At 63.3% G+C, this 24387-nt stretch carries 29 protein-coding genes; 24 read left to right on the forward strand and 5 right to left on the reverse strand.

What is annotated here, in order from left to right; all coding sequences use genetic code 11:
• The first annotated feature begins 71 nt into the window (after window positions 1-71).
• From ASC94_RS10990 to ASC94_RS11095, 22 genes are all read left to right on the forward strand, one after another.
• Window positions 72-299: a DUF6148 family protein gene (locus tag ASC94_RS10990; RefSeq protein ID WP_056394280.1), complete on the forward strand. Its 228-nt coding sequence runs from the start codon at window positions 72-74 to the stop codon at window positions 297-299.
• Window position 300: 1 nt separating this feature from the next.
• Window positions 301-1950 (forward strand): phage portal protein, encoded by a 1650-nt coding sequence (locus ASC94_RS10995; RefSeq protein WP_056394283.1) that lies wholly within the window; start codon window positions 301-303, stop codon window positions 1948-1950.
• Window positions 1951-2030: 80 nt separating this feature from the next.
• Entirely contained in the window at window positions 2031-3359 is a 1329-nt protein-coding gene (locus ASC94_RS11000) for a S49 family peptidase (protein ID WP_056394286.1), read from the forward strand.
• Between the two features lie 25 nt (window positions 3360-3384).
• Complete coding sequence (locus ASC94_RS11005; protein ID WP_157201380.1) at window positions 3385-3723, forward strand: capsid cement protein; 339 nt, start codon at window positions 3385-3387, stop codon at window positions 3721-3723.
• Window positions 3724-3760: 37 nt separating this feature from the next.
• Window positions 3761-4702: a major capsid protein gene (locus ASC94_RS11010; RefSeq protein WP_056394293.1), complete on the forward strand. Its 942-nt coding sequence runs from the start codon at window positions 3761-3763 to the stop codon at window positions 4700-4702.
• 9 nt (window positions 4703-4711) lie between these two features.
• Window positions 4712-4954, forward strand: coding sequence for a hypothetical protein (locus ASC94_RS11015; protein ID WP_056394296.1), 243 nt, complete (start codon window positions 4712-4714; stop codon window positions 4952-4954).
• Window positions 4951-5235, forward strand: coding sequence for a hypothetical protein (locus ASC94_RS11020; protein WP_056394299.1), 285 nt, complete (start codon window positions 4951-4953; stop codon window positions 5233-5235). The genes ASC94_RS11015 and ASC94_RS11020 overlap by 4 nt, the downstream gene beginning before the upstream one ends.
• Complete coding sequence (locus ASC94_RS11025; RefSeq protein WP_056394301.1) at window positions 5232-5663, forward strand: hypothetical protein; 432 nt, start codon at window positions 5232-5234, stop codon at window positions 5661-5663. The genes ASC94_RS11020 and ASC94_RS11025 overlap by 4 nt, the downstream gene beginning before the upstream one ends.
• Window positions 5664-5665: 2 nt before the next feature.
• Window positions 5666-5848: a hypothetical protein gene (locus ASC94_RS11030; RefSeq protein WP_056394304.1), complete on the forward strand. Its 183-nt coding sequence runs from the start codon at window positions 5666-5668 to the stop codon at window positions 5846-5848.
• Window positions 5849-5851: 3 nt separating this feature from the next.
• Complete coding sequence (locus ASC94_RS11035; RefSeq protein ID WP_056394307.1) at window positions 5852-6823, forward strand: phage tail tube protein; 972 nt, start codon at window positions 5852-5854, stop codon at window positions 6821-6823.
• 33 nt (window positions 6824-6856) lie between these two features.
• Window positions 6857-7207, forward strand: a complete 351-nt coding sequence (locus ASC94_RS32975; RefSeq protein ID WP_162251409.1) for a hypothetical protein — start codon at window positions 6857-6859, stop codon at window positions 7205-7207.
• Window positions 7208-7242: 35 nt separating this feature from the next.
• On the forward strand, window positions 7243-7581 hold the full coding sequence (locus ASC94_RS32980) for a DUF1799 domain-containing protein (protein WP_056394313.1): 339 nt from the start codon (window positions 7243-7245) through the stop codon (window positions 7579-7581).
• On the forward strand, window positions 7574-13741 hold the full coding sequence (locus ASC94_RS11050) for a phage tail length tape measure family protein (RefSeq protein ID WP_056394316.1): 6168 nt from the start codon (window positions 7574-7576) through the stop codon (window positions 13739-13741). The genes ASC94_RS32980 and ASC94_RS11050 overlap by 8 nt, the downstream gene beginning before the upstream one ends.
• Window positions 13738-14655 (forward strand): hypothetical protein, encoded by a 918-nt coding sequence (locus ASC94_RS11055; RefSeq protein WP_056394319.1) that lies wholly within the window; start codon window positions 13738-13740, stop codon window positions 14653-14655. The genes ASC94_RS11050 and ASC94_RS11055 overlap by 4 nt, the downstream gene beginning before the upstream one ends.
• Window positions 14655-16571, forward strand: coding sequence for a hypothetical protein (locus ASC94_RS32465; RefSeq protein ID WP_157201381.1), 1917 nt, complete (start codon window positions 14655-14657; stop codon window positions 16569-16571). The genes ASC94_RS11055 and ASC94_RS32465 overlap by 1 nt, the downstream gene beginning before the upstream one ends.
• On the forward strand, window positions 16571-16993 hold the full coding sequence (locus ASC94_RS11065) for a hypothetical protein (RefSeq protein WP_056394326.1): 423 nt from the start codon (window positions 16571-16573) through the stop codon (window positions 16991-16993). Before ASC94_RS32465 ends, ASC94_RS11065 begins: the two co-directional genes overlap by 1 nt.
• The gene (locus ASC94_RS11070) at window positions 16993-17451 is read left to right on the forward strand and encodes a hypothetical protein (RefSeq protein WP_056394329.1); all 459 of its coding nucleotides are present in this window, start codon (window positions 16993-16995) and stop codon (window positions 17449-17451) included. Before ASC94_RS11065 ends, ASC94_RS11070 begins: the two co-directional genes overlap by 1 nt.
• A 21-nt stretch (window positions 17452-17472) precedes the next feature.
• Window positions 17473-17799 (forward strand): hypothetical protein, encoded by a 327-nt coding sequence (locus ASC94_RS11075; RefSeq protein ID WP_056394332.1) that lies wholly within the window; start codon window positions 17473-17475, stop codon window positions 17797-17799.
• 2 nt (window positions 17800-17801) lie between these two features.
• The gene (locus ASC94_RS11080; protein ID WP_056394335.1) at window positions 17802-18053 is read left to right on the forward strand and encodes a hypothetical protein; all 252 of its coding nucleotides are present in this window, start codon (window positions 17802-17804) and stop codon (window positions 18051-18053) included.
• Window positions 18050-18679, forward strand: coding sequence for a glycoside hydrolase family 19 protein (locus tag ASC94_RS11085; RefSeq protein ID WP_056394337.1), 630 nt, complete (start codon window positions 18050-18052; stop codon window positions 18677-18679). Before ASC94_RS11080 ends, ASC94_RS11085 begins: the two co-directional genes overlap by 4 nt.
• Window positions 18676-19071 carry a hypothetical protein gene (locus tag ASC94_RS11090; protein ID WP_056394340.1) on the forward strand — a complete coding sequence of 132 codons (396 nt, stop codon included), beginning with the start codon at window positions 18676-18678 and terminating at the stop codon, window positions 19069-19071. Before ASC94_RS11085 ends, ASC94_RS11090 begins: the two co-directional genes overlap by 4 nt.
• The gene (locus ASC94_RS11095; RefSeq protein WP_056394343.1) at window positions 19068-19346 is read left to right on the forward strand and encodes a hypothetical protein; all 279 of its coding nucleotides are present in this window, start codon (window positions 19068-19070) and stop codon (window positions 19344-19346) included. The genes ASC94_RS11090 and ASC94_RS11095 overlap by 4 nt, the downstream gene beginning before the upstream one ends.
• Before the next feature lie 4 nt (window positions 19347-19350).
• Here ASC94_RS11095 and ASC94_RS32470 read toward each other — a convergent pair whose 3' ends face one another.
• Both ASC94_RS32470 and ASC94_RS11100 read right to left on the reverse strand, forming a co-directional pair.
• Window positions 19351-20172, reverse strand: a complete 822-nt coding sequence (locus ASC94_RS32470; RefSeq protein ID WP_157201382.1) for a hypothetical protein — start codon at window positions 20170-20172, stop codon at window positions 19351-19353.
• Between the two features lie 14 nt (window positions 20173-20186).
• Window positions 20187-20864 carry an SOS response-associated peptidase gene (locus ASC94_RS11100; RefSeq protein ID WP_056394348.1) on the reverse strand — a complete coding sequence of 226 codons (678 nt, stop codon included), beginning with the start codon at window positions 20862-20864 and terminating at the stop codon, window positions 20187-20189.
• Between the two features lie 84 nt (window positions 20865-20948).
• Between ASC94_RS11100 and ASC94_RS11105 the strand changes: the two genes are divergently transcribed.
• Window positions 20949-21626 (forward strand): hypothetical protein, encoded by a 678-nt coding sequence (locus ASC94_RS11105; protein ID WP_056394351.1) that lies wholly within the window; start codon window positions 20949-20951, stop codon window positions 21624-21626.
• 47 nt (window positions 21627-21673) lie between these two features.
• Here the strand turns inward: ASC94_RS11105 and ASC94_RS11110 are convergent, their stop codons facing one another.
• On the reverse strand, window positions 21674-22432 hold the full coding sequence (locus tag ASC94_RS11110) for a hypothetical protein (RefSeq protein ID WP_157201383.1): 759 nt from the start codon (window positions 22430-22432) through the stop codon (window positions 21674-21676).
• Between the two features lie 325 nt (window positions 22433-22757).
• Complete coding sequence (locus tag ASC94_RS11115) at window positions 22758-23207, reverse strand: DUF29 domain-containing protein (protein ID WP_056394355.1); 450 nt, start codon at window positions 23205-23207, stop codon at window positions 22758-22760.
• Between the two features lie 194 nt (window positions 23208-23401).
• Here ASC94_RS11115 and fdhD point away from each other — a divergent pair, with 194 nt between their 5' ends.
• Window positions 23402-24235 carry a formate dehydrogenase accessory sulfurtransferase FdhD gene (fdhD, locus tag ASC94_RS11120; RefSeq protein ID WP_157201384.1) on the forward strand — a complete coding sequence of 278 codons (834 nt, stop codon included), beginning with the start codon at window positions 23402-23404 and terminating at the stop codon, window positions 24233-24235.
• Here fdhD and ASC94_RS33635 read toward each other — a convergent pair.
• Entirely contained in the window at window positions 24232-24327 is a 96-nt protein-coding gene (locus tag ASC94_RS33635; protein WP_162251410.1) for a DUF29 domain-containing protein, read from the reverse strand. The genes fdhD and ASC94_RS33635 overlap by 4 nt on opposite strands.
• Window positions 24328-24387: the final 60 nt, after the last annotated feature.

The raw sequence follows: 24387 nt of genomic DNA on the forward strand, positions 1-24387 counted from the left end.
CACCGTCTCAAATTGCCCTGCTCTGAGACGTTTGTAATCCATAGACTCTCTCCATTATCGGAGAGGAATCTATGGCTGGAATTACGCTGACACAGGCCCAATCGCAACTTGAGGCCTACCTGGCCGCCGAGACTGCGGTGCTGACCGGGCAATCCTACGAAATCGCGGGCCGCAAGCTGACCCGCGCCAACCTCGACATCATCCAGGCCGGCATCCTGGCCTGGGATGGCCGCGTGAAAGAGCTCGACCGCAATGCGCGCGGGCGCGGCCGTAGCCGCACCATCGTGGTGGGCGGCTGAGATGGCGGCCACCGTAGCGGCGCCGCCGCAGAACCTGCTGGACAAGGCTATCGCCTACCTGGCGCCGCGCGTAGCGGCGCAGCGCATGATGGCGCGCACGCAGCTGGCCCTGGCCGGCGGCTACACCGGTGCCAAGATGGACCGCACTGCGCTGAGCCGCTGGAACCCTGGCGCGGGCTCGCCAACGGCCGACATCATTCGCGATCTGCCCATGCTCAGGGCGCGCAGCCGCGATCAAATGCGGAATGCCCCGGTCGCTATCGGCGCGGTGAACACCACGGTCAGCCACGTGGTCGGCACCGGCCTGGCGTATACCCCAGCCATCGACGCCAAATTCCTCGGACTGACGGCGGAAGGCGCGACTGCATGGGGCGACGACACGAAGCGGCGATTTACCGCGTGGGCCGAATCGCTGGACTGCGACCTGGCGCGCCGGATGAATTTCTACGGCATTCAGGATCTGGCATTCCGCTCCATGCTGGAGAGCGGCGACGTGATGGTGCTGACTCCTCGCATCGCGCGCGCCGGTATGCAGGCCCGGCTGGCACTGCAGCTCATCGAGGCAGACCGGGTCTGCAATCCGAACACGATGCCCAACACGCCGACGCTGATCGACGGCATGGAGATCGATCCAAAAACCGGCGAGACGCTGGCATGCCATGTGGCGCGCCAGCACCCCGGCGATCTGATGGCTCAGCCGAACGTGTGGGACCGCGTGGTGCTGCGCGGAAGCAAAACCGGGCGCCGCAACCTCCTGCACCTGTTCAAGCCCCTGCGGCCTGGCCAGGTGCGCGGCGTGCCTTTCATCGCGCCCATCCTGGAACCGCTCAAGCAGCTCAACCGCTGGACCGACGCGGAGCTCAACGCGGCGGTGGTCAGTGGCATGTTCAGCGTGTTCATCAAGATGGATCCGGATGCATTCGACGAGATGTTCGACGACGACGCGAAGGGCGCCATCGTGGAGAAGTCCAGCAGCTGGAGCGGCGAGATGGAGTCAGGCAAGGCGGTGAACCTGCTGCCCGGCGAGAGCGTTGAGACCAGCAGTCCGGGCCGGCCGAACCCGGCGTTCGATCCGTTTTGGGCTGCGATTGTGCGCCAGATCGGCATGGCGCTCGAGCTGCCATACGAGGTGCTGACGATGCACTTCCAGAGCAGCTACAGCGCGGCGCGCGCCGCGCTGCTGATGGCATGGAAGGCCTTCAAGTCGCGCCGCGACATGCTCGCTACCTACCTGTGTCAGCCCACGTTCGAGCTTTGGCTCACCGACGAAGTAGCCGAAGGCCGCATCAGCGCGCCGGGCTTCTTCGCAGATCCGATCGTACGCGCAGCCTGGTGCAAGGCAGTCTGGACTGGAGACGGTCCCGGCAGTATTGACCCCGTCAAGGAAGTGGACGCGGCGCAGAAGCGGGTCGACATGGGCATCAGCACGAAGGAAGCGGAAAGCATCCTGTACGACGGCATAGCCTGGCAGCAGAAGCACGAGCAGCGCGTGCGCGAGGTGGAGGCCGAACGGGCGGCCGGCATCTACTTCGCGCCGAGCGGCCGCGTTGCTGGCTCGGGCGTGGAAGCCGGGCAGGCCCAGCCGGGCCCAGCGCCGGCGAGCGAAGAGGACGACGCGGAGGCCGCTGGCGATGCGCCTGCAGGCGAGTAGCTTAGGTCGTCTCAAATTGCCCTATTTTCCGAATGGCCCGGTCACTACAGTCACACCATCAAATCCAACCCGTTCGCCAGATGAACATCCTTGACGTCCTTTCCGCGCCGTGGGCCATCGAGCCCAATCGCTTGCTAGAGATCCATGCGATCTACGGCGCCCATGTGCGCGGCGAACACATCGACCTGGCGGCGGTCGAGCAGCGCCTTGGGCGGCCGCTCGCAAACGAACAGCGCGACTACGAAATCCGCGACGGCGTTGCAGTTCTGCCGGTGGAAGGCGTGATCGCGAAGAAGATGAATATGTTCAGCCGGATTTCGGGCGGCTCCAGCAGCCAGCTGATCAGCCGCGACCTCGCTGCTGCACTGGACGACAGCGCCGTGCACAGCATCATCTTGGCAGTCGACAGCCCCGGCGGCACGGTTGACGGCACCGAACTCCTGGCCAACTCGGTGTTGGCCGCGCGGGCCCGCAAGCCGATCGCAACTTTGGGCGGCGGGACGATGGCAAGCGCGGCCTACTGGGTCGGCAGCGCCGCTGGCAAGGTCTACGTAGCCGACAGCACCACTGCGGTCGGATCGATCGGCGTGGTCACCTCGCACGTCGACATCAGCGGCGCCGAGGCTGCGCGCGGTGTGAAAACCACGGAGCTCACTGCTGGCCGGTACAAGCGCATCGCGAGCCAGTTCGGGCCGCTTTCGGACGAAGGTCGCATGAGCATTCAGGACCAGCTGGACTATATGTACTCGCTGTTCGTTGGTGCGGTCGCAAAGCACCGCGGTGTTAGCACCGACGCCGTGCTGGCGAACATGGCCGATGGCCGCATCTTTACCGGACAGCAGGCCGTCGACGCGGGCTTGGTAGACGGGATCATCACCATGGACGGCCTGGTTGAGCAATTGAACCGCGAATACGCCAGCGCACGCTCAGCGCCGGCATACCCCAAGGCGCTGAACGCTTCCGCGCCCCCAATATCCCCAACGAAAAAAGGAAACAAGATGATTACTGCAGAACAGCTGAACGCCGAGAATCCTGCCCTGGCCGACTCCCTGCGCGCCGAGGGCGCCGCTGCCGAGCGCGCACGCATTCAGGCCGTGGAAGGTCAGTCCATGCCCGGCCACGAGGCGCTGATCGCCAGCCTGAAATTCGACGGCAAGTCGACAGCGGGCGACGCGGCCCTGGCAGTGCTGGCCGCAGAGAAGAAGACGCGCAGCGCGCAGGCGGCGGCGAATGCCGACGACGCGCCGCAGCCACTGCAGCAGGCGCCGGCTGCGACCGTGGCCGCGCCGGCCGCACCGGAGGCGGCGGACGATTCGCGCGCCGCCTTGGACAAGAAGGCCAAGGACTACATGGCAGCTCATCCCGGCACCGATTACGTCGCCGCGTACAAAGCCGTCGGCGGCAAATAACTTCAACCACTGAAAAGGAATCGACATGGCAGCAGCTGCTATCAAACTTTTGACCCTGAGCGCGGTAGCCACTGCCGTGCTGTCCGCGAACCGTGCTGTAACCGCCGCCGGCGCTGTTCCCGTCGCCGGCGGCCGCTGCGCCGGATTCACTGACTTCCCCGCCGCAATCGGCGAGCGTGTTTCGTACGGTGCCCTGGGCACCGTAGTGGCCGAGGCCGGCGCGGCCTTCGCCGTCGATGCGGCGCTGGAGCTGGATGCTACCGGCCGCGTAATCACCAAAGCCTCGGGCGTCGCCGTTGCGCGCGCGTTGGGCGCCGCGTCGGCGGCCGGCCAGCTGGTTGAGATCCTGGTGATTCCGAACTGATCGCCCCACCACAACATTTCATTACTGAGGAATCAATATGGGCCAAATGAGCAATTCGCAGGCACGCATCTCCGATCCAATCCTGACTTCTGTAGCGCAAGGTTACAAGAATTCGGTGTTCGTGGGCGGTGCGCTGTTCCCCACCGTGCCGGTGTCGGCGCGCGGCGGCAAGATCACGACGTTCGGCAAGGAAGATTTCATGCTGTACGCGACTGGCCGTTCCCCCGGCCAGAACACCAAACGCGTGACGTTCGGCTATGCCGGCGCGCCCTATGTGCTGGAAAGCCATAGCCTGGAAGGCCAGCTGCCGATCGAGACCATGCAGGAGGCGCAGGCGGTGCCGGGCATCGATATGAGCTCGATCACCATCCAGGGTACGCAGGACATCATTGCCCTGCGGCTTGAAAAGCAGCAGGCCGATACGGCCCGAAACCCGGGCGCCTACGCCGCGTCCAACAAGATCACGCTGTCGGGCACGTCGCAATGGAGCGATTTCTCCGGCACCAGCGATCCGGTAGCCGTGATCGAAGCCGGTAAGGAAGCGGTCCGCAAGAAGGTCGGCAAACGCGCCAATGTGGCCGTGATCGGCGCCCTGGTGTTCTCCGTGTTGAAGCAGCACCCCAAGGTCCTGGACCGCATGAAATACACCGGCCGCGACGTCGCGACGCCCGAACTCCTGGCGCAGCTGTTCGGTCTGGATAAGGTGCTGATCGGCGACGCGGTGTACGCCGACGACACGGGCACCTTCTACGACGTGTGGGGCAAGGACGTGGTGCTGGCATATGTCGAAGTCGGTTCGGTCAAGGAGAAGGGCAAGCCTTCCTTCGGCTATACCTACCAGCTGGAGGGCTATCCGATCGTGGAAGAACCGTACTTCGAGCGCAATCCGAAGAGCTGGCTGTTCCCCGTCACGGACGAGGTCGCCCCTGTCATCGCAGGCGCCGACGCCGGCTACCTGATTACCAACGCTGTTGCGTAAGGGGCCTCCATGAAAATCAAGATTCTGGGCCCGGTGGAGCACGACGGTAAGCGGCTGGAGGCTGGCGACACTGCGAACCTGCCTGACCGTGTAGCCCGTGAACTGGTGGCCGCCGGCGCGGCCGAGCCGGACGGCAAGCAAAAGGCTGCCGCGTCGTCCGCTGATGGCGTCGTGCAGAGCGACAGCGAAGGCGGCACACAGCAAGACCAGGCTTCCGCCGGCGCCGACGGCGCGCAGGAAGGCCAGCAGTGATCGGTGACGACTTGTCCCCGTTTTTCGTGAAAGGCGACTTTTGCGGAGAGGGCGACACCCTTGGTGGCGAGCCCGTGGTGGGCATCTTCGATGCTCAGTACGTGGTGGACGGCGTCGGGATGGGCATGTCGTCGACACGGCCTGCGTTCACCCTGGCCACGGGCAGCGTGCCCGCCGCTCCGGCGGGCCTCATCCTGTTACACGCGGGCGCGGCCTACCGCGTCGAAGACCACCAGCCCGACGGCACTGGCAAGAGCGTGCTGATTCTGGAGGACGCATGACCAGCGCCTTCCTCAAGATCACGGCAGCCATTGTCGCCAAGCTGGGCTCCTCTGCGGACATCGGCGTGCGCATTTACCAGGCGCGCGACCGCGCGATTCCGGAAGCAGAACCGGCCGCAATCAACGTGCAGTTTGACGGCGGCTTACCGACGCGCGGCGCGATCCTCGGCGCGCCGGTGGACTGGGACTCGCGCTTCGTGATCGAACTCTACGTTCGCACCAACACGGAAACGCCGGACGCCGCCGTGGATCCGCTCCTGATAGCGGTCTATCGCGAAATGGCGTCGGATCCTTCGCTCGGCGGCCTTACCACCGATATAGGCGAGCCGGTGATCGACGCTGAATACAGCAGTGAAGGCAAGAAAACAGGTTGGGTCCGGATGACCTATCCGGTCCAGCACCGAACCACCAACATGACCTTGGAGTGAGCATGAAATCCAAATTGAACCAAGCCGGAGACGTTGACAGCGCGAGCGCGCTGAACAACACGGCGGCGGACAACGTTGTGCACATGGAGCCGCAGGTTGGCGGCTCGTTCGTGCGCGATCTGAGCACCGGCGAGCTGAAGCAGATGGCCGGCCCCGTCGTTACCGAACAACCTGTTCAGGAGTGAGCCATGGGCCGCCTTATTCGCAAAACTGCAATTCTCGCCAGTATCGAAACCACCTACGGCCAAGACGCCGTGCCCACTGGCGCCGCCAACGCCCTGGTGGTGAGCAACCTGAGCATCAACCCGCTGAACGCGCAGAACGTGAGCCGGGACATCATCCGCGCCTATCTCGGCGGTTCGGAGGAGTTGGTTGGTACTGCGTATGTTGAAGCGGGCTTCGACGTCGAGCTGGTGGGCTCCGGCACCGCCGGCACGGCGCCAGCATGGGGCCCGCTGATGCGCGCTATCGGCTTCGCCGAGGTGATCACGCTTGCCACCCGCGTGGATTACGTTCCAGTCTCGGACCTGTTCGAATCGGTATCGATCTACTGGTATGACGACGGCGTGTTGCACAAGCTGCTGGGCGCGCGCGGCACGGCATCGCTGAAGATGGCCGTCGGCGAGAAGCCCGTCATCTCGTTCAAGTTCTTGGGGATCGACGGCGGCGCAAGCGCAGTTGCCGCGCCAGCCACCACGCTCACCGCGTGGCGCGTTCCGCAAATCGTCACGGATGCGAACTCGGGCGACGTCACCTTGGGCGCTACGCACACCACCACGACCGCGCCGGTGTTGACCACCGGTACCAAGTACCCGAGCCAGGGCCTGACGATCGACCTGGGCATTTCCACCCCTTTCCAGGCTCTGCTGGGTGGCGAGTCGGTCGAAGTGACGGACCGGAAGGTTACGGGCGCCGTGAAGCTGGACCTGACCGCTGCGCAGGAAGTGGCGTTCCTGGCCGATGTCAAGGCGGCCGCGCTCACCTCCATCGGCATGGTCCACGGCACGGTAGTCGGCGACAAGGTCATGGTCTGGATGCCAAGCGTCCAGCGCGTCGAGCCGACCAAGGAAGACCTGAACGGCAAGCGTCTGTGCGGCTACAAGCTGAAGATCAACCCCCTCGCAGGCAATGACGAAATTCGCATCGTTACCAGTTTTTAACCCAAGGGCAGAGCCCAGAAACTACGCTAGATCATGACCCAAAAATACAAAGTAAAAGTGAGCAATACCGTCTTGGTGCCAGTGCAGGGCACGCTGGCCGATTCCGACGGCCAAGCCCAGCCCTTCAAGATCGTGTTGGTCTGCGAACGCCTGGCGGCCAAGCAGCTGCGCACAGCGTTCAATACCCTGAACGTGGTGGATATCCCGCAGTTCCTCACGCCCTTGATCAAGGGCTGGCGCGAACAGGATCTGGTGCTCGAACAAGATGGCACTCCGGCCGAGTTCTGTTCCGAAGCGCTCGAAGCGCTGTTCAACATCGCCGGCATCCCGCAGCTGGTGTTCAACACCTACAACGCCGAGAGCGCGGCCAAAGCAAAAAACTAGCGGACTTCGCGCGCTGTGCGGCGCTCGGTCAGATCGTGACAGAGGCCGAGCAGCGGCGCGAAGTGGCCAAGGTCGATGCTGCACTAGCAGCGTTCGGCCTGGTTGCAGAGTGGCCAGCGGTGGAGGTCGAAGAGATCTACCTCTGGCCGTGCAACGTGGAGAGCTGGACATTGTTCCAGCGCTTGCAATCGCAATGGATAGCGGGCGGCATGGGAGGGGCGACCGGTCTCAACTACGCCGGCGTCGAAAGCGCTTTGCGGATGATGGATATCAAGGCCGGCAAGCGAGCCAAGCTGTTCGCCGACATTCAGCTGATGGAGCACGCGACGCTGGAAGCGTGGGACGAGAAACGAAGCAAGGAAACAAGTGACTGATACGCGCGTACTGATTACTGCCGAAGCCGACCAGGCGATTGCCGAGTTCAATCGCTTACGTGCGGAGGGCAGTGCTTCGTTGAACCAGCTGGCGAACCAGGGCAGCCGCACCCTCGGGACGCTCGGCATGTCGGCCGCACAGCATGCCCAAGCCCTGAGGATGATTCCCGCGCAGGTCACGGACATAGTGGTGAGCCTGCAGTCGGGGCAAGCGCCACTCACCGTGCTGCTGCAACAGGGCGGTCAGCTGCGCGATATGTTCGGCAGCACCGGCGCCGCCGCGCGCGCGTTGGGCGGCTACGTAGTCGGCCTGGTGAATCCCTACACCGTGGCGGCGGCGGCCGGCTTGGCGCTGGCGGTCGCCTATAACCAAGGGAGCAAGGAGGCGGATAGCTATCGTCGGGCCATCGAGCTGACTGGCGGCGCTGCTGGCGCTACAGCTGATCAAATGGCCGATATGGCACGGCAGATCGGTGAAACTGTCGGCACGCAGGCGGCTGCGTCCGAAGCCGTGGCTGCTTTGGCGGGCACCGGGCAAGTCGGCGTAGAAAATTTGAAGGCGTTCAGCCAGGTTGCGGTCGAATCGGAGCGCGCCATTGGCAAGAGTGTCGCCGACACTGCAGCCGACTTTGCCGAGCTGGGCAAGTCGCCGCTGCGCGCCAGCGAGAAGCTGACCGAGCAGTACCACTATTTGACGGCGGCAGTATACGTCCAGATCAAGGCGCTTGAAGACCAGGGCAAAATGGACGAGGCCGGCGCGGTCGCGCAGAAGGCCTACGCCGACGCCATGGGCGATCGGTCCGCACGTATCGTTGCCAACCTCGGCTTGATCGAAAAGGCGTGGACCGGCGTCACGGACTTCGCGAAACGTGGCTGGGACGCGATGCTGGACGTGGGCCGTAGCGATACCATCGATGAGAAGCTTGCCAAGGCTGAGGCCGCGCTCGTGAAGGCGCAGCGCAACCGGCTCAACTTTGCCGGCGGCGGCGCCGATGGAATGGCTGATGTCGATAATGCGCAGAAGGCTGTGGCAGCGCTGAAGGAACAGCGCGACGCCCAGCTTTGGAATGCCAAGGTCAAGGCGGATGGCGTCAAGCTGGACGAAGCGTCGATTGCCTGGCTGAAGGATGGTGCGCAATACCTGTCAAAACAGGCGCGCCTAGAGCAGGAGATTCTGGCTGTTCGTGAAAAGGGCCTGGCAGCCGGAGTGGCCGACGCCGAGATCAATGAGCGCATCGGTCAAGTGCGCAAAAAATATTCAGAACTGAACAATTCCGGCATTGCGGCACTCGAGGCCAAGCGAGGCCTCGAGCAGGAGATGATCAGCGGCGAACTGGCCGCGCTGGACAGCCAACGCAACCGCCGGCTGGTGAATGAGCAGTCCTACATCAACGCTAAGCGGGATTTGCAACTGCGCGACTTGGACGCCGAGCGTGCGTTGGTCCAGAAGCAGGCGGACCTCGCCGGCGGCAAGTCCGACCTCGCCGAGCGTGAGAAGTACCTGGGCGCCCTGGCCATCCTGCAGCAGCGCCGGAAGAACATCATTCAGCAAGCAGACAACGCGCAGGCAGAACTATCGTCATCCGCGACGCGGGCGATCAGTGCGCAAGCTGCAGCGTGGGACCGTGCGTCGGCCACCGAGCAGGCGGCGCTGCAGGGAGAGGTGGCACTGTTCGGCAAGACCGCCGAAGCGCGCAAAATCGTTGCTGCTCAAGTGCAGGTGGACGCCGATGCGCGCAAGCTGTTGGACGCCTGGCAGGAACGCGGCCATGTTGCATCCGGCGCTGAACGCGCTGAGCTGGACAAGCTGGCGGCTGCGCGCAAGGCCAGCATTGGCGCCATCATGGGCGAGCAGCAGGCGCGCGCCGGCGCAGAGCAGCTGCGGCTTGAAAACCTGAAGTCGGCCGCGATGGCAAATCCCGACCAGAAGGGGCGCGCCTTGGCGGCGCTTGAGCAGGATGCGGATGTTTGGCGCGAGCGCGTGCGGCTGGCCGGTGAAGGCACGGCGGCGCAGAAGCTGCTGCAGACTGAGTTTGATACTTGGTATGCGAATCAAAAGCGCAAGGTGCTGATCGATGTCGACCTTGCGAGCGCAACGGAGTTGCTCAAGATAGTCGAGGCGGTGGACGAAGCCACGAAATCGGCTGCCGCTGGGATGGCGGCTTCGTTTGGTCGTGTCGGCACCGCTATCGGTAGCCTGACCACCGCGCTGTCTGGCTATTCTCGCGCACAGGCAGCCATCGCCGCGCAGCTGGCGTCGGCCACCAAGGACGCCGGCGGCGATACCACGAAGATCGCCAAGGCCAATGCCGCGGCTGCCCAGCAGGGCGCACAGGCGCAAATCAAATCGTACGGCGACATGGCCGGGGCCGCGAAGGGCTTCTTCAAAGAGAACACGACGGGATACCGAGCACTGGAAGGAGCAGAGAAGGCCTACCGTGCGGTCGAAACGGCGATGGCCGTCCAGGCTATGGTCACCAAACTGTTCACGGTCAATTCGGTTACGGCCGCAACCGTCGCTGGCGAGGCGACCAAAGCGACAGCTGTGGTGGCTGGTACCGCGACGCAGCTAGCCAGTGATGCGGTGAAGGGCACGTCCGCAGCTGCACTCGCCGTGGCGACCCAGGCGCAGGGCGACCCCTACACGGCGTGGGGGCGTATGGCGGCAATGGCGGCTGTCATGGCCGGTTTGGGATTTGCTGTTGCGGGCGGGGGTGGGCGCGCTGACACCACTGCCGCCGATCGGCAGAAGGCTGCAGGCACCGGCTCCATTCTCGGGGATAGCTCTGCGAAATCTGACTCGATCGCTCGGTCGTTGGAGCTGGCGGCCGCAAACTCGAGCATTGAGCTCTCGCACACCGCCGGCATGCTTGCCTCGCTGCGCAATATTGAAAGCTCGATTTCCGGCCTGGGCAATCTCCTGGTGCGAAATTCCGGCCTGACCGGGGAGCTCGCGCCCAATAGCAAAGGCGCCGCCTACGACCTGGCATCGTCCATGCCGGTGACGGCGCTGCTCGGTGGCGTCATCGGCCTGACGCTGGACAAGCTGACGGGCGGCCTGATCGGCAAGGTCACGGGCAGCATCGCGAACGCGATCTTCGGCGGTAAGGTGACCACCCTGGATACGGGGCTCACGGCAACGCGCACGTCATTGGGCGGTGTGCTGAGCAATGGCTTGGCCGCAAGTCAGTACACCGACACGAAAAAGGACGGCGGCCTGTTCCACAGCGACAAATACAACACGTCGCTGGCCAGCCTGGGCGCCGAAGCCAACGATCAAATCACCAAGGTGATCACCGGGCTGGCTACGGGGGTGACCGAGGCCGGAAAATTGCTCGGTGTGGGCGGGGATCAATTTGCTGCGCACCTAAATACCTTTGTCGTCGACATCGGGAAAGTCAGCCTGAAGGGGCTTACCGGCGAAGCGATCCAGAAGCAGCTCGAAACCGTGTTCGCCAAGGTCGGCGACGACCTGGCCAAGTTTGGCGTGGCGGGCCTGGACCAGTTCCAGAAAGTCGGCGAGGGCTACTTCGAGACGCTGGCGCGGGTCGCAACGAACTACGCGAACCTTGACTCCGTTCTGGCGGCCAGCGGTTCGACGTTCGGCCAGACGGGTATTGCGAGCATCGCGGCGCGCGAGCGCCTGATCGAACTGACCGGAGGCATCAGTGAGCTGGCCAGCAAGTCGACGTCTTTCAACGACAACTTCCTGACCGAGTCGCAGCGGCTGGCCCCAGTCCAAAAGTACGTCACGGACCAGTTGGCCGCGATGGGCTTGGCCAGCATTGACACGCGGGACAAATTCCGGGATACGGTGCTGGGCCTTGCCAGTTCGGGCGCCTTGGCGACGGAGGCAGGCGCGAAGCAATACGCCGGCCTACTGGACTTGGCGGATGCCTTTGCGAAGACACATGCGGCCACGGTCGACCTGACGATGTCGCAGCAGGCGATCGCTGACCAGCGGAAGGACTTGCAGGACCAGTACGACGAACTGACGATGACGGCCGCGCAGCTGCAGAAGAAAGCGGGCAGCAAGATCGATGTGTCCAACAAGCCGCTTTGGGACAGCGTTCAAGTTGAGCTGGCGCGCAACGCGGCGGCCGAAGAGGCGAACACCATCCTGGCTTTGCAGGCGCAGATGTACGAGGCCAGCGGAGACAAGGCCGGAGCAGCAGCCGTGTTGCTGCAACAGCATAAGGCTGCGTTGGTGGACCTGAGCCCTGCGCTGGCTGCGGCTACCCAGGCGACCTGGGACGCCCAGGCTGCAGCAAAAGCCAAGGCCGATGCCGCTGCCGAGGAATCGGCGCTGCTTCAGGCGGCCGGTGCCATGTACGAGGCAAACGGCGACAAAGCTGGCGCAGCTGCCGTGCTGCTGGCGCAGCACAAAGCGGCACTGGTCAATATGACGCCCGCGCTGGCCGCCGCAACGCAAGCGATGTGGGACGCACAGGCTGCAGCGAAAGCCAAGGCCGACGCCGCTGCCGAGGAATCGGCCTTGCTGCAGGCGGCTGGCGCCATGTACGAGGCGAATGGCGACAAAGCCGGCGCAGCTGCCGTGCTGCTGGCGCAACACAAAGCGGCACTGGTCAATATGACGCCGGCGCTGGCCGCCGCAACGCAAGCAATGTGGGATGCCCAAGCTGCTGCGAAGGTACAGTCCCAACGCGCGAGCATTGAGCTTAGTATCGCGCAGTTGCTTGGCAATACGACGCTGTCGCGTGAACGCGAATTGGCGGCACTTGAGGCGAGCAACCGCGCGCTGCAGCAGCGCGCATATGCGCTGGCCGATGCGGACCAGGCGGTGAGCGCTGCGCTCGCTGGCGTGCAGCGCGCAATCGACGCGAAAAAGACGGCAATCCAAACTGCGGCTGATGCGCAGATCGAGGCGATCCGCGCCACGATGGACAGTGGAAAATTGGCGTTGGACGGCGCGCAGAAATCAGTCGACAAGCTCAAGGACATTTTTGACGACATCACAGGCGCGGTGAAGACGCTGCGAGGCAACGTCGCGGGACGGGCCAGCATGGCGTCTGCCCAGTCGTTTATCGACATGGCGCTCAGCCTTGCACGAGGCGGGGCAATGCCCGACGCGGAGAGGCTGAAAGACGCTATCAACGTAGTCACGCAAGACAAGCGCGAGGCATACGCCAGCATTAGTGATTTCCAGTATGCGCAGCTGGTGCAGGCCGGCAAGCTAGAGGAATTGGGGAAACTGGCTGGTACCCAGAAGACGTTAGCTGAGCGGCAATTCGATGCGCTCACGAACGCAAACAAGTTGGCAGAAGAGCAGATCAAGGCGATCGAGAAATCGTCGGACGCCCAAGTGAAGGCGCTCGATGCGCAGTGGAAGGCGGCGCAGGATGCCGTGTCCGTCATGCGGGGCGTTGACGTGAGCGTGAAGTCGGTGGGCACCGCGATACAGGCGCTGAATGGGACCCTGGCTACGCTTGCTGCTACGCGCGCGAACGCGAGCGCAGCAACAGGAATTTCCGGCAATCTCCCCACTAATAGCACGCCCGTCAGCAACGGATCGACAGCGCCCGCAGGCGGCCAAAGTGGCCAGGATCTTGCCGTGCCTGCTGGGGCGCAGAAAGCGCTTACTTCTGCGCAGCAGGCCTATTTCGATTACATCAAGGGCAGTGCTGGTGACGTGGCCGAGAAGTACGAATACGTGGCGGGGCTGCAGGACGTCCAGGCAATGGTTTCGCTCGACGCCCTCAAGGGCGTCAAGAACGACCCGAGGGAGAGCAGCGACGACTACATGCGCCGCCATGGCTACATAGTCAATGCAGCAGCCAGCGACCCCAAGACGCGATACGTACCGGCGTTCGCAGCCGGCGGCGACCATGCCGGCGGACTTCGGCTCGTTGGAGAGCGCGGCATGGAGCTTGAAGCTACCGGACCGTCGCGGATTTGGAATTTTGAACAGACCCGCCAGATGCTGCTTGGCGGCGGTGGCAATAAGGATGAGGTGGCTGCGTTAGTGCGAATGCTGATTAAACAAAATGAGCGCCTGGAAGCGCAAAACAAGCGGCTGGAAGGTCAGCTTTCCGCGATCCGCGACAACACGCTGCGTACTCGTGATTTGCTGGACCAGACGACCTCCGGCGGCAATGCCATGCGCTGCGAAGTGGTCAGAAGCGTGGCGGTGGCCGGATGAACATCGTCATGCCAATTCAGATCAGCGCCTCGCAGATAGGCGCAGGGTGCACGCTATCGGAGGACCCCACGGCCGCTTGGACCAGCGGAACCTACGCGATCGGCGATGAGCGCCACGTGGTGTCAACGCATCGCGTATACCGCTGTGCTGTGGCCGGGGCCAGCACAGCCAGCCCTGAGCTTGACCCTGACCGCTGGCAGGACAGGCGCCCTACAAACAAAATGGCACCGTTCGATATCTATACCAGCACCGCAGCCAAGTCCTCGTCGGTGGACATCGTCTACCCGATCACTGCCCGTTTCTGCAATGCTGTCGCGCTGTACGGTGCCGTCGGCGCAACCTACGACATCACAGTGAAGGATGTCGCCGGCGGCACGGTAATCTACAACAAGACCGGGCGCCTGCGCGAGCCATCGCGCAGTTGGTACCGCTATTTGTTCGGCGCCCGCAGGCCTCTGGCCAAGGTCATTGCGACTGGTATTCCCATCCGCCCGGCCGCCGAGATCACTATCTCCATCCGGGCGGCCGCCGGCGCGGCGCGTGCGCTCGGCATGATTGTGCTCGGCAAATACCGGCCCCTGATCGGCCTGGGGCCATGGGGCGGTACCGAATACGGCGCTTCGGCCGAGCCGGTTTCCTACGGCTATGTTCGGACCGAAGACGACGGTACGACGACTTGGCAGCCTGGGCACTCTGCCACGAATTTGCGCTGCAAGATCGTCCTCCCGCGCAGCCAAGCAGACCAGGCTGTCTCCATGCTGCAGGAAGTGCTCGGGATCCCGGTGGCGTGCATCGCCACGGACGTGGACGGATATAGCGGCTTGAGCACCTTCGGAATTATCTCAACGGCCCCCGTCAGCTACGACGGGAAAGGCCACGCATCAATTGACACCTCAGTAAAGGGAATCGTGTAATGCCAACTTCGCCAGTAGCAATTGACGTGCTGCCTCCGGCGCCCAATCCGGACAGTGATGAAGCGACATTCGATAACGTCGCCTGGACCTGGTCCAGCTCCATGCCGAATTTCCGAGCGCAGATGAATGCGCTCGCCGGCGTCAACTACACCAATGCGCAGGAAGCGGTAGCTGCGGCCAGCGCGGCTGCCACTTCGGCCAGTTCTGCGGTCAGCCAGGCGGGTATCGCCGCCGCCCAGGCGGGCATCGCAACGACCAAAGCGAGCGAAGCGGCGGCGAGCGCCGGAGCTGCTAATACCTCGGCGGGTGAGGCGTCCTCGAGCGCGTCAGCTGCAGCTGCGAGCGCTGCGTCGGCGGCGGCGCTGGCCGGTGCCTTCGTCGGTACTAGTGCCAGTTCGATCAGCATCGGTGCCGGCACCAAGAACTTCACCACGCAGGCCGGCGAGCTGTACACGCCTGGCGTCTTTATGACGGCCGTCAGCGCCGCGAATAATGCAAACTGGGTGTTCGGCCAAGTCCTCAGCTACGTGGGCACGGCGCTCTCGCTAAATGTGACGATGACTGGCGGGAGCGGCACCTTTGCTGACTGGAACCTCTCGCTGGCAGGGCCACAGGGCGCGACTGGACCGCAGGGGCCGCAAGGGCCGACTGGCGGCCTGGCTGGCGGCAACGCGACCGGCGCCATAAATGAGCTGAAGGCGGCCAACATCACGGCGGCAGCGACGACGGACGTGTGGAGCATCGCCGGCAACTCTGCCACGCTGGTGGGCACCACCGCGATCACCAGCGTCGGCACCGCGCCACAAGTCGGTGCGAAGCGCACTTTGATCGCCGCAGCCATAACGCAGCTCATCAACAGCGCTAACCTGATCCTTCCCGGCGGCACGAACTACACCACGGCCGTAGGCGACCGCCTGGAGATCTACGCCGAAACGACGACGCAGCACCGGGTGTCGATCTTCAAGGCCAACGGTAACCCCGTGAAGTCGACAAGTGCCGCAGCCTACACGTCGCGGACAGCGAACACGCAGCTGGTGAATGCTGATAGGGGACTGTTCATCGACATCACCAGCGGCACCTTTACGCAGACGTTCGACACGCTAGCAAACCTTGACGGTGACTGGAATGTGTGGATCCGCAACAGTGGTACCGGCGAAATTACCATCCCGTCCTCTGATGGCGTAACGAACTGGAAGATGTACGCCTGCGAGACCCGCTTGTTCATGAAAGACCAAGTGGGCACGGCGCTCCGTTCAGTGGTCATCGTTCCGTTTTATCTGGCGGTTATCTCTTCGATGACGTTCACCAAGCCGCCAGGCTATCGCTTGTTCGAAGGTATGGCCTGGGGCGCCGGCGCTTCCGGAGCATCATCCTTCTCCGGCTCCTTCGTGGCCTCGGGCGGCGGTGGTGGTGCATGGGAACAATTCTCTTTGCCTGCATCGATGTTCGGCGCCACTGAGAGCATTGTGATCGGCGCAGGTGGTAGCGCGGTGTCGTCAGGAGGATCGAGTTTTACGGACGGGAATAACGGCGGGAGCACTTCAATTGGCACAGTCCTTTCTGTTGCCGGCGGCGTGAAGGGCACGGGTGCGTCGAGCGGTGGCTCCGCGCCAGGCGGTGCGGGTGGTGTAGCAGGTTATGGCAATTCGGGCGGCCAAGGCGGGAATGCCAGCACCGGCTCGTCGGGTGCGGGAGCGCCAAGCTACTACGGCGGTGGTGGCGGCGGCGGCTCTCCATGGGGCGCTACTGCGGGCGCTGGGGGGGCATCCAAGTTTGGCGGCAGTGGCGGCGCTGCTGTGGTCGGCGGCAATGGCAATTCCGGAACAGCCCCGGGGGGCGCCGGCGCTGGCGCGCAAAACAACTTCGTATCGGGCGCGGGTGCTCGCGGCGAGCTTCGTATCTGGGGAGGCCTGTAATGCGTGCGCACGTTATTGAGAAATTGGACGACGGCCGCAAACTTGTGGCCAACACCATCGAGGTCGAATCGCTGACTGTGTTCGATGGTCTGCTTGATGCCCAGCTCGGCGGCCAGATCGGCGATTTCTACGATGAGGCGAGTGGCAATTTCACCAAGCCGCCAACGCCCTCTATTGCTGTGCCGGCGTCGGTAACGCGCCGGCAGGCCCGCCAGGCGTTGCTGCTGGCTGGCCAATTGCACAATGTGCAGCCGGCCATCGATGCGATCCCCGATCCGACTCAACGGGCTTTGGCCCAAATTGAGTGGGACGACTCCCTGGAGTTCGAACGCCAGCGGCCGCTAGTCATTGCCATCGGCTCGGCAATCGGCTGCGATGCTGCTGCGCTCGATGCGCTGTTCATTTCTGCGGCGGGGCTGTGATGAGCACCATCACCGTCCTGCTGACCCGGCGCCACTGGAACCCGGTTTCGTGGGGCATCCGCTGGGCGATGCCGCGAAGCCGCTTTGCATTCGCGCTGTCCTCGCACGCGATCGTCGTTGGGCCGGACAAGTGCTTCGAGGCGACGATGCTGCACGGTGTGCGCGGTGTTGATCGCGCCGTTGCGCTGGCCCGGCAAACCGTCGTCCGCGAACTCTGCTTCAGCGTCCCTGATGCGCAGGCCGGCCTGCGCTGGGCGCAGGAGCAGGCGGAAAAGAAGGTTCCGTACGACTGGCGCGGCGCGTTCGGCCTGAGCCTGGCGCCGGGCCGCGACTGGGCGGAGGACGACCGCTACTTCTGCTACGAGTTCGCGGCCGCCGTATTGAAGGCTGCCGGCCGCCCGATGTTCGCGAACCTGTCCCATGTCGGCGAAATCGCGCTGCTGGCAGTCGCACCCTAATTCCCCACCCTGAAAGAGCCTATGCAACTCGATCCAAATCCCGACGGCATCGCCGGAATCAAGTACGCAACCCTGATAGCGTCCTTTCTCGGCGCCGCTGTATCGCTCAGCTACGCCAAGGAAATGACGCGTGTGCAGGCCATCAGCGCTGTTGCCGCCGGCACCGCCGTGGCGGTCGCCGGCGCGCCGCTCGCGCTGCACTACCTGGGTCTGCCCGACACGTTCGAGCGCGGCGTGGCATTTTTCGCCGGCCTGGTGGCGATGCGCGCTGTTCCGGCGGCGCTGGCCATCGTTGACCGCGTGCGGCACGCCGAGATCCCGCACTTGCCCGATTCTAAGGAGGACTGATCATGGCCGTCGTTTTTTCAATTATCCAGGGCCTCGCGGCGCTGTATGTGCTGTGCGTCGGCTTGGGCGCGCTGAACCGCATGGGCGGCAACACGCAGCTCGTGGTGCGCTGGTCCTACATCGCGCTGACCGCCGGCGCGCTTGCGGCCCTGGTGTCGTGCTTCTACAGCCGCGATTTGTTCGAATGCCTCTTTGCGCTCGGGGTCGCCGCTCACTTCGCGTTCAACCGCCGCAAATTCAGGAGCCATGCATGAATGCGCAACAGCTGGCGGTCATCATGCCGCAGGCGCGCGCGCGCGTCGACCTGTTCTTGGCGCCGCTGGCGGCCGCCATGGCCGAGTTCGAAATCAGCACGCCAGCGCGCCAGGCTGCATTTCTGGCCACCGTGGCGCACGAGTCGCGCCAGCTAGCGGCGCTGGAGGAAAATCTCAATTACTCGGCGGAGGCGTTGATGCGCACTTGGCCGCAGCGCTTCCCGCCGGCCACGGCCGCTGCGTACGCGCGCCAGCCCGAGCGAATCGGAAACCGCGCCTATGCCGGTCGCGAGGGCAATCGCGATGAGGCGAGCGGGGACGGCTGGCGCAACCGGGGCGCCGGCGCCATCCAGCTCACGTTTGAGAACAACCATGCGGCCTGCGCGCGACATTTCGTCGTCCCGCGCGGTGAGATCGCAGCCTGGCTGCGCACGCCAGCAGGCGCATGCCGCTCCGCCGCCTGGTTCTGGTCCGTCAACCGCGTGAATGCTTGGGCCGACACGCTGGATTTCGACGGCGTGTGCGATGTGGTGAACAGGGGTAAAAAGACCGCAGTGGTCGGCGACGCCATCGGCTGGAAGGAGCGGTTGGCGCTCTACCAGGTTGCGCTGCAGGTGCTGTCGTGAGCGGCCTGGGTGCGCTGGCCAGCACGGCGGCCGGGCAGGGCTGGAAGATCGCTTCGGCGGTGCTGGCCAGCCTGCTGCTGGCGGTGGGCGCCGGGGGCGGCGCGGCCTGGTGGATGGCGGACCGCGCGCGCGAGCAGGCCGTGGTCGACCTGCGCGCCGAGCAGAAGCTGGTCGCCGAACTGCGCCAGGGCATCGGCACGCAGAACGCGGCCATCGCTGTGCTGGGCGAGCAGAAGCTCGCCGCTGAGGCGCGCGGCGCGGCCGCTCGTGCCCAGGCCGCCGCCGACGGCGAGCGCTACGGCGAAGCACTGCAGCAGCTGAACCGCGTGCGTGTCACGACCTGCGCGGACGCGATGCCCTACGTGAACAAGCTGCTAGAGGACATGCAATGAAGCGGAAAATCGTAAGCTTGACCAAATTGGCAAGTTCAACTTCACTCGTGCTGCTGGTCGGCTGCGCAAACGCGCCGCCGCGAGCGAACCAGACCGTGGAAGTGCCGGTCTACGTGCCGTGCATCGCGGAGCGGCCGCAGCGCCCTATCTACGAGTTCGACAAGCTTCCTGCCGACGCTAGCGACGGGCAAAAGGTCATTGCGCTGGCCAGGGACTGGCTGCGCTCTCGTACTTATGAGTTCAAGCTGGAGGTTGCGTTGCAGGGCTGTGTGTAGCGGTCTATGGGGCCACTTGCTCTGCGATGTAGTCTGCAGATGGGAGTGCATTGAAAAATTCGTGCGACGGCGTCGGGTAACAGGCAGCAAGAAAATGACCTCTGCCACTTTTATCGTATTGACCTGGCCCGGAGAGATTCCACCCTGAGCTTGTCCCCATATTAACTTTGATTCGCATTGCGTGCACACCTAGAAAAATATTCTCGTCTGGGATTTCTATAACCTGGCATTTGCGCAGGGCTCGTTTCCCCCAGCGGTTTTCTAACTGGATATAGTAGACCTTTACGCCATTCTCGATAGAAATTTCACTTCTGCGAGAACTTGAAATTGTATATATCAACAAAGTGAGGCCGTTCATGTCGGCGTGCTTTTGAGGCAGATCTTGAAGATCGAAAACCATGGCTCTGGTCATCGTCCCGGAATAGACGGCGTAATCAGAAAATCCCCATATGACGACTGCAGCGGAAGGACCGCTTGTTATGGGGGTAGTTGTAGGCGACGTTTGCAGGCCAACACCTCTGTGACTCCCATCAGGGTTATAGCCTGACCTAATGTTCTTTCCTGAGAAGTGTGCCTGTCCGCTCGCGTGGTAACTCAACTTCACAATGTTGGCCGCGCTAAAATGTTCAGGTATGGAGTCCCAAGGGAAAGTGTACTCGTCTTGTAGATAATTAACGGGCATTTTCATTATTACGCCAGCTTGCGACGAATGATACGGAACGCTCATGTGGAAGCCGCCGTCGTTGAATCCGCCGATGGAAACTATCTTGCGCAGTGGTTTGTCCGCTTGCAATTTTAAAAGTATTGTTGTGCTCTTCTTACTCATGAACTGCCCTCACGCTATTCAAGCTGTATATCAATTGGCGTCGCCAACTCAGCGCCCTGGTGCCTCACGTTCCCTACCGCGCGGTCCACCATGTACCAGGCGAAGCGGTCCGGGCCCAGCGCCATGCTGCGCGCGAGCTCGGCGGCCGTCTCGCCGGAAATCTCCGGGTCCAGCCAAGTGGTGGCGTCGGCCGCCGTGAATACCACCGGCCTGCGGTCGTGGATATCCACCATGCCCCCCTGGGCGTCCGCCGTCACCAGCGCAAAGCCTGTGCCTGCGGCATACTCGGCGGGGGCGAACCAGGCAAGGGCCGCCAGGTACAGCGGCTCGCGATCGGCACGGTGGATGTGCCAAGGCTGCTTTGCGCCTTTATCCCCCGTCCATTCATACCAGCCATCCGCCGGCACGATGCAGCGGCCGCGATCCAGCAGCGGCGCCCAGTACTTGCCGATGATCTTCTCCAGCCGGGCGTTTACCGCCACCGGCACTTTGCCGCGCGCCCAGCCCGCCTGGTACCCCCAATGCAGGTCGTCCAGCACCAGGGCCGCGCCCTCAACGTGCATCACCGGCCGGCGCATCGTAGGCGCCACATTCCAGCACGGCTCGGCCTGGCTACGGTTCAGGTACTCATCCACCCAGCTGAAATTGCTCAGCGCCCGCGCTATGTCGTTCTGGTCGAATCGTCCACACATGCTGCCTCCGTTGTCTTGTTGGCACTTTACAATAGATCGCAAAAGAATATACTGTATACATGTACAGTATTGGCGGTGTGAATTATGCAAGCATGGGTAGCGCGGCGGCGCGAGGGTGGTACGCTTTTGGATGCGGCCGCGCCTTTTGGTGCGACGCCGGCGCCATTCGAGTTGTTGGTGGTCGAGGTAACTGACCAGGGGAAGAGGCGGCCATCCAAGGTGGCGCGGCTGGTGCCCGCCGGTCAGCGCGTCGCCGTGGTCGAGTTGCTTGCGCCCAGGCTAGTGTGGTTCGGGGGATGGAAATTCGTGCTGAGCGGCACGGAAGAGATCGTGAGCGATCGCGGGACCCTGAATTTTGCGCAGTCTTGGGTGTGCCGTCTCGCCGCGCCAGCGAACGCCATCGGCTTCCTCGCTCGGCACACACATGACAAGGGAGTCGAGCTGCGGCACGGCGCGATATTCGATCGCTACTGCCAGAAATCGAAAGGGCAACTGGCTATTTCGTGCGTTCACGCCCAGGCGCTTGGCCGGCACGCCGTGTGCGCCGATCTATTCGCCCCCAGCGTGCCGGACGCATCTTCGAGATCGCTGCTCGACACGGACTTGCAGTGGATGTCGGAGGAGCGCTTCGCGCTGACCGGCCTCTGCGAGTGGCAGCCCGGCGTGGATCAGCCCCCGCAGCTGCTGCGCCAAGGCTGGTTGTGCGAGTATGACCTGGCTGAGCCCGTCGAGCCGGTGCGTAAGCCTAAGTCGGTTCGTTGACTCGGGGGGGGGGGGGGCAGTGTGCGGCACGGATTCGCCCAATTTGATCACCACCACGCAACGTCGCCGTCGTCCGTTCTCGGAAAGCTCGAGTCAACCGAGTCCAGTAACACTATTCCATCTTTTTCAACGCGACTGGCAACAAGCCACTGGCCTTCAATCCTCTGCACCCAAATTTTTTGATGAATGGTTCCGTTCATTGCAGACAAATATATGTCAAAACATTTTTCGTTAGAGCTGGCGTCGAATGTCAGAGATTGGGTTAGGACCTTCCTCCGCCGGGCAAACCCCCCAATCTCGATGTGTTTTCCTCGCTTCGCAATGTCGCCGACTCCCGCTCCTTCCGGAAGCTCTAGATCCCGGTCAACAATCCAGATGCTCAGTTCCGAAATGGGGTATTGCCCGAGCCGTTGAAGTAGCAATGTCGCTTTCCCAAGCTCGTCCGAGTGCTTTCTCAGGCGGTTCAATTCCAAGAACATGAGAAAGCAGTAACTATCGCCCCCCGTAATGTTTGAAAGAAGATGATTTGTCCGAGACTCAATCTGTTCGAGAAGACTAGCCAGATTGGTTTGAATGGTTGTGAAATGGTCATCAGTACGGTGCTGCTTGGCCACGCGAAAAACCTGCGAGAGGAGCCAGCTAGACAGGAAAAATGCGCTTGAAAATTTTGCTAACGCGTCGATCAAATCCCACCCGTTTCCATTGCGACTTTCTGAAACGATTGTATACGCAATTGCGACTGAGGCCGGCGCGGCGAACTCAATCGCGAGTTGTTTGGCAATTCGGGCGAAAGTGGCGAGTTTCACGAAGGCGGCTGTTCGAAGGTGGGAGTTTTAGCGGATTGCGGCCCACTCGGCCGCAGCAAATCAGGTCTTCCAATTTTCGCAAGGAGAGGCGTAGCTTTTGGCGTAGCTTCTAGATCCCTGATTCTTTTTTCATAGGGGGAATACGCTGCTGCATCATGGGCGTGACCTTTTCAGCAGGGCTGTTCTTGACGGCGGCGGCGTTGATTTCGCTAGGGATGGTGGTCATTGTTTCGTGGTTCGATGTGGCTGCGCGCACGGGCGCGCGATGGGGCAATAGGCCGACATTTTACCGCTTTCGCAACAATGTGCCGCGTTTCCTGTGGCGTCAGGGCAGAAAATCCTCGTCCAGCAGTTGTTCGACGCTGTACGGCGGGCCAGAAGGGAAGTGCGAGGCCGGCAGCCGGGTTTCGCGGGCCGCCTGGCGCAGGGCGTGCGGGTAGCGGGCGTCGAGTTTTTCCGGGAGCGTACTGCGCAAGCTGGGGCTGTCGTCAATGATCAGCCGGATCTGCTGGCGTTGCTCGTATACGGTGTTTTCCCAGCTGTGGGTCTTGTGATCGGGCTGGAACTGGCATTTGAGGAGGTGGGCGATGAGCACTTCCAGCCTGTGGTTCAGCTTGCGGCGGTCTCGATTGGCCATGGAGGCAAGCTCGTCGACAAGGTTTTCGCGGTCCAGCGACTCCAGGCGCCCGGCGCGCAGGAAGGCGGCTTGCGATTCCAGCCAGAGGATGAAGTCGTCTTCGTAGGCGGGAACGGCATCGTTTTTGAAGTCCAGCATGGTGCACCTCCTGTCACTTCACGGTAGCAAAGTCCCGCTGGAAGTCCAGCGTACGCCGCCGTGCGCGGGTGCGGTCTGCGTTGGCGCAAACTCTGCAGCGCAACTGTACCCGTCCGGCTCGCAAGCGACTGTACCGGTCTCGCCCGCGCGGCCGCGCTTACCATGGGTTTCCGCCATTGCCCCGAGGAGGCCCCATGCCAGAGCAAATCAGCGTCGCGCCGCACCGCGTGGCGGACAGCGGCTGCGAGACGCGCGCGGTGCTGCGGCGCAGGACCGGCGGCAGCGGCCACGGCACGGACAGCGTGGCGCAGGAGGCGCCGGTGGCGCTGGTGATCAACGGTATCTCGCACGCCGTGATGATGGCCACCCCCACCGACCTGGAGGAGTTCGCCGCCGGCTTCGTGCTGACCGAGGGCCTGGTGGCCGTGCGCTCGGATATTTACGGGATCGAGGTGGCGCAGCATGGCGCCGGCTACGAGGTGGCCTTGTCGGTGGCGCAGCAGCGCTTTGTGCAAATGAAGGAAAAGCGGCGCGCCATGGCCGGGCGCAGCGGCTGCGGCGTGTGCGGCATCGAGAGCCTGGCCATGCTGGACCTGGCGCCGGAGCTGGTGGCGGTGCCGTGGCAGGGGCGCGACGTTGCGCCGGCGGTGGCCGCGGCGGCGCGCGAACTGGGCCGGCACCAGGCCTTGATGCGCGCCACCGGCGGCGTGCACGCGGCGGCATGGTGCACGCCGGACGGCAGCATCGTGCGCGTGTTCGAGGACGTGGGCCGCCACAACGCGCTGGACAAGCTGATCGGTGCGCTGGCCCTGCAGGGACAGGACATGCGGGACGGGTTTGTCTTCATGTCCAGCCGTGCCAGTTACGAGCTGGCGCGCAAGGCCGCGCGCATGGGCATTCCCATGCTGGCGACCATCTCGGCGCCCAGCTCGCTGGCCATCGACATTGCCGAGCAGGCCGGCCTCAAACTGGTGAGCTTCTGCCGCCAGGATGGCTGCGTGGAATACACGCTGATGGAGGCAGCCTAGGGCACAACACCGTCATCCAGCAGCTGCTCTACACTGTAGGGAAAGTGCTGCGGGAAATGGGTGGCGGGCTGACCGGTTTCAATCGCGGTCATGCGCCGGCTCCGTCGGGGCGTCGAGCCAGGCGACGAAGTCCTCGTCGTAGGCATGATGCA

The organism is Massilia sp. Root418 (assembly GCF_001425265.1).
GTDB lineage: Bacteria > Pseudomonadota > Gammaproteobacteria > Burkholderiales > Burkholderiaceae_D > Rugamonas.

Bases quoted from the DNA above. Each gene is read 5' to 3' on its own strand.
- ASC94_RS10990 (WP_056394280.1), top strand. From the start codon at position 72: ATGGCTGGAATTACGCTGACACAGGCCCAATCGCAACTTGAGGCCTAC.
- ASC94_RS10995 (WP_056394283.1), top strand. From the start codon at position 301: ATGGCGGCCACCGTAGCGGCGCCGCCGCAGAACCTGCTGGACAAGGCT.
- ASC94_RS11000 (WP_056394286.1), top strand. From the start codon at position 2,031: ATGAACATCCTTGACGTCCTTTCCGCGCCGTGGGCCATCGAGCCCAAT.
- ASC94_RS11005 (WP_157201380.1), top strand. From the start codon at position 3,385: ATGGCAGCAGCTGCTATCAAACTTTTGACCCTGAGCGCGGTAGCCACT.
- ASC94_RS11010 (WP_056394293.1), top strand. From the start codon at position 3,761: ATGGGCCAAATGAGCAATTCGCAGGCACGCATCTCCGATCCAATCCTG.
- ASC94_RS11015 (WP_056394296.1), top strand. From the start codon at position 4,712: ATGAAAATCAAGATTCTGGGCCCGGTGGAGCACGACGGTAAGCGGCTG.
- ASC94_RS11025 (WP_056394301.1), top strand. From the start codon at position 5,232: ATGACCAGCGCCTTCCTCAAGATCACGGCAGCCATTGTCGCCAAGCTG.
- ASC94_RS11030 (WP_056394304.1), top strand. From the start codon at position 5,666: ATGAAATCCAAATTGAACCAAGCCGGAGACGTTGACAGCGCGAGCGCG.
- ASC94_RS11035 (WP_056394307.1), top strand. From the start codon at position 5,852: ATGGGCCGCCTTATTCGCAAAACTGCAATTCTCGCCAGTATCGAAACC.
- ASC94_RS32975 (WP_162251409.1), top strand. From the start codon at position 6,857: ATGACCCAAAAATACAAAGTAAAAGTGAGCAATACCGTCTTGGTGCCA.
- ASC94_RS11055 (WP_056394319.1), top strand. From the start codon at position 13,738: ATGAACATCGTCATGCCAATTCAGATCAGCGCCTCGCAGATAGGCGCA.
- ASC94_RS32465 (WP_157201381.1), top strand. From the start codon at position 14,655: ATGCCAACTTCGCCAGTAGCAATTGACGTGCTGCCTCCGGCGCCCAAT.
- ASC94_RS11065 (WP_056394326.1), top strand. From the start codon at position 16,571: ATGCGTGCGCACGTTATTGAGAAATTGGACGACGGCCGCAAACTTGTG.
- ASC94_RS11070 (WP_056394329.1), top strand. From the start codon at position 16,993: ATGAGCACCATCACCGTCCTGCTGACCCGGCGCCACTGGAACCCGGTT.
- ASC94_RS11075 (WP_056394332.1), top strand. From the start codon at position 17,473: ATGCAACTCGATCCAAATCCCGACGGCATCGCCGGAATCAAGTACGCA.
- ASC94_RS11080 (WP_056394335.1), top strand. From the start codon at position 17,802: ATGGCCGTCGTTTTTTCAATTATCCAGGGCCTCGCGGCGCTGTATGTG.
- ASC94_RS11085 (WP_056394337.1), top strand. From the start codon at position 18,050: ATGAATGCGCAACAGCTGGCGGTCATCATGCCGCAGGCGCGCGCGCGC.
- ASC94_RS11095 (WP_056394343.1), top strand. From the start codon at position 19,068: ATGAAGCGGAAAATCGTAAGCTTGACCAAATTGGCAAGTTCAACTTCA.
- ASC94_RS32470 (WP_157201382.1), bottom strand. From the start codon at position 20,172: ATGAGTAAGAAGAGCACAACAATACTTTTAAAATTGCAAGCGGACAAA.
- ASC94_RS11100 (WP_056394348.1), bottom strand. From the start codon at position 20,864: ATGTGTGGACGATTCGACCAGAACGACATAGCGCGGGCGCTGAGCAAT.
- ASC94_RS11105 (WP_056394351.1), top strand. From the start codon at position 20,949: ATGCAAGCATGGGTAGCGCGGCGGCGCGAGGGTGGTACGCTTTTGGAT.
- ASC94_RS11115 (WP_056394355.1), bottom strand. From the start codon at position 23,207: ATGCTGGACTTCAAAAACGATGCCGTTCCCGCCTACGAAGACGACTTC.
- fdhD (WP_157201384.1), top strand. From the start codon at position 23,402: ATGCCAGAGCAAATCAGCGTCGCGCCGCACCGCGTGGCGGACAGCGGC.
- ASC94_RS33635 (WP_162251410.1), bottom strand. From the start codon at position 24,327: ATGACCGCGATTGAAACCGGTCAGCCCGCCACCCATTTCCCGCAGCAC.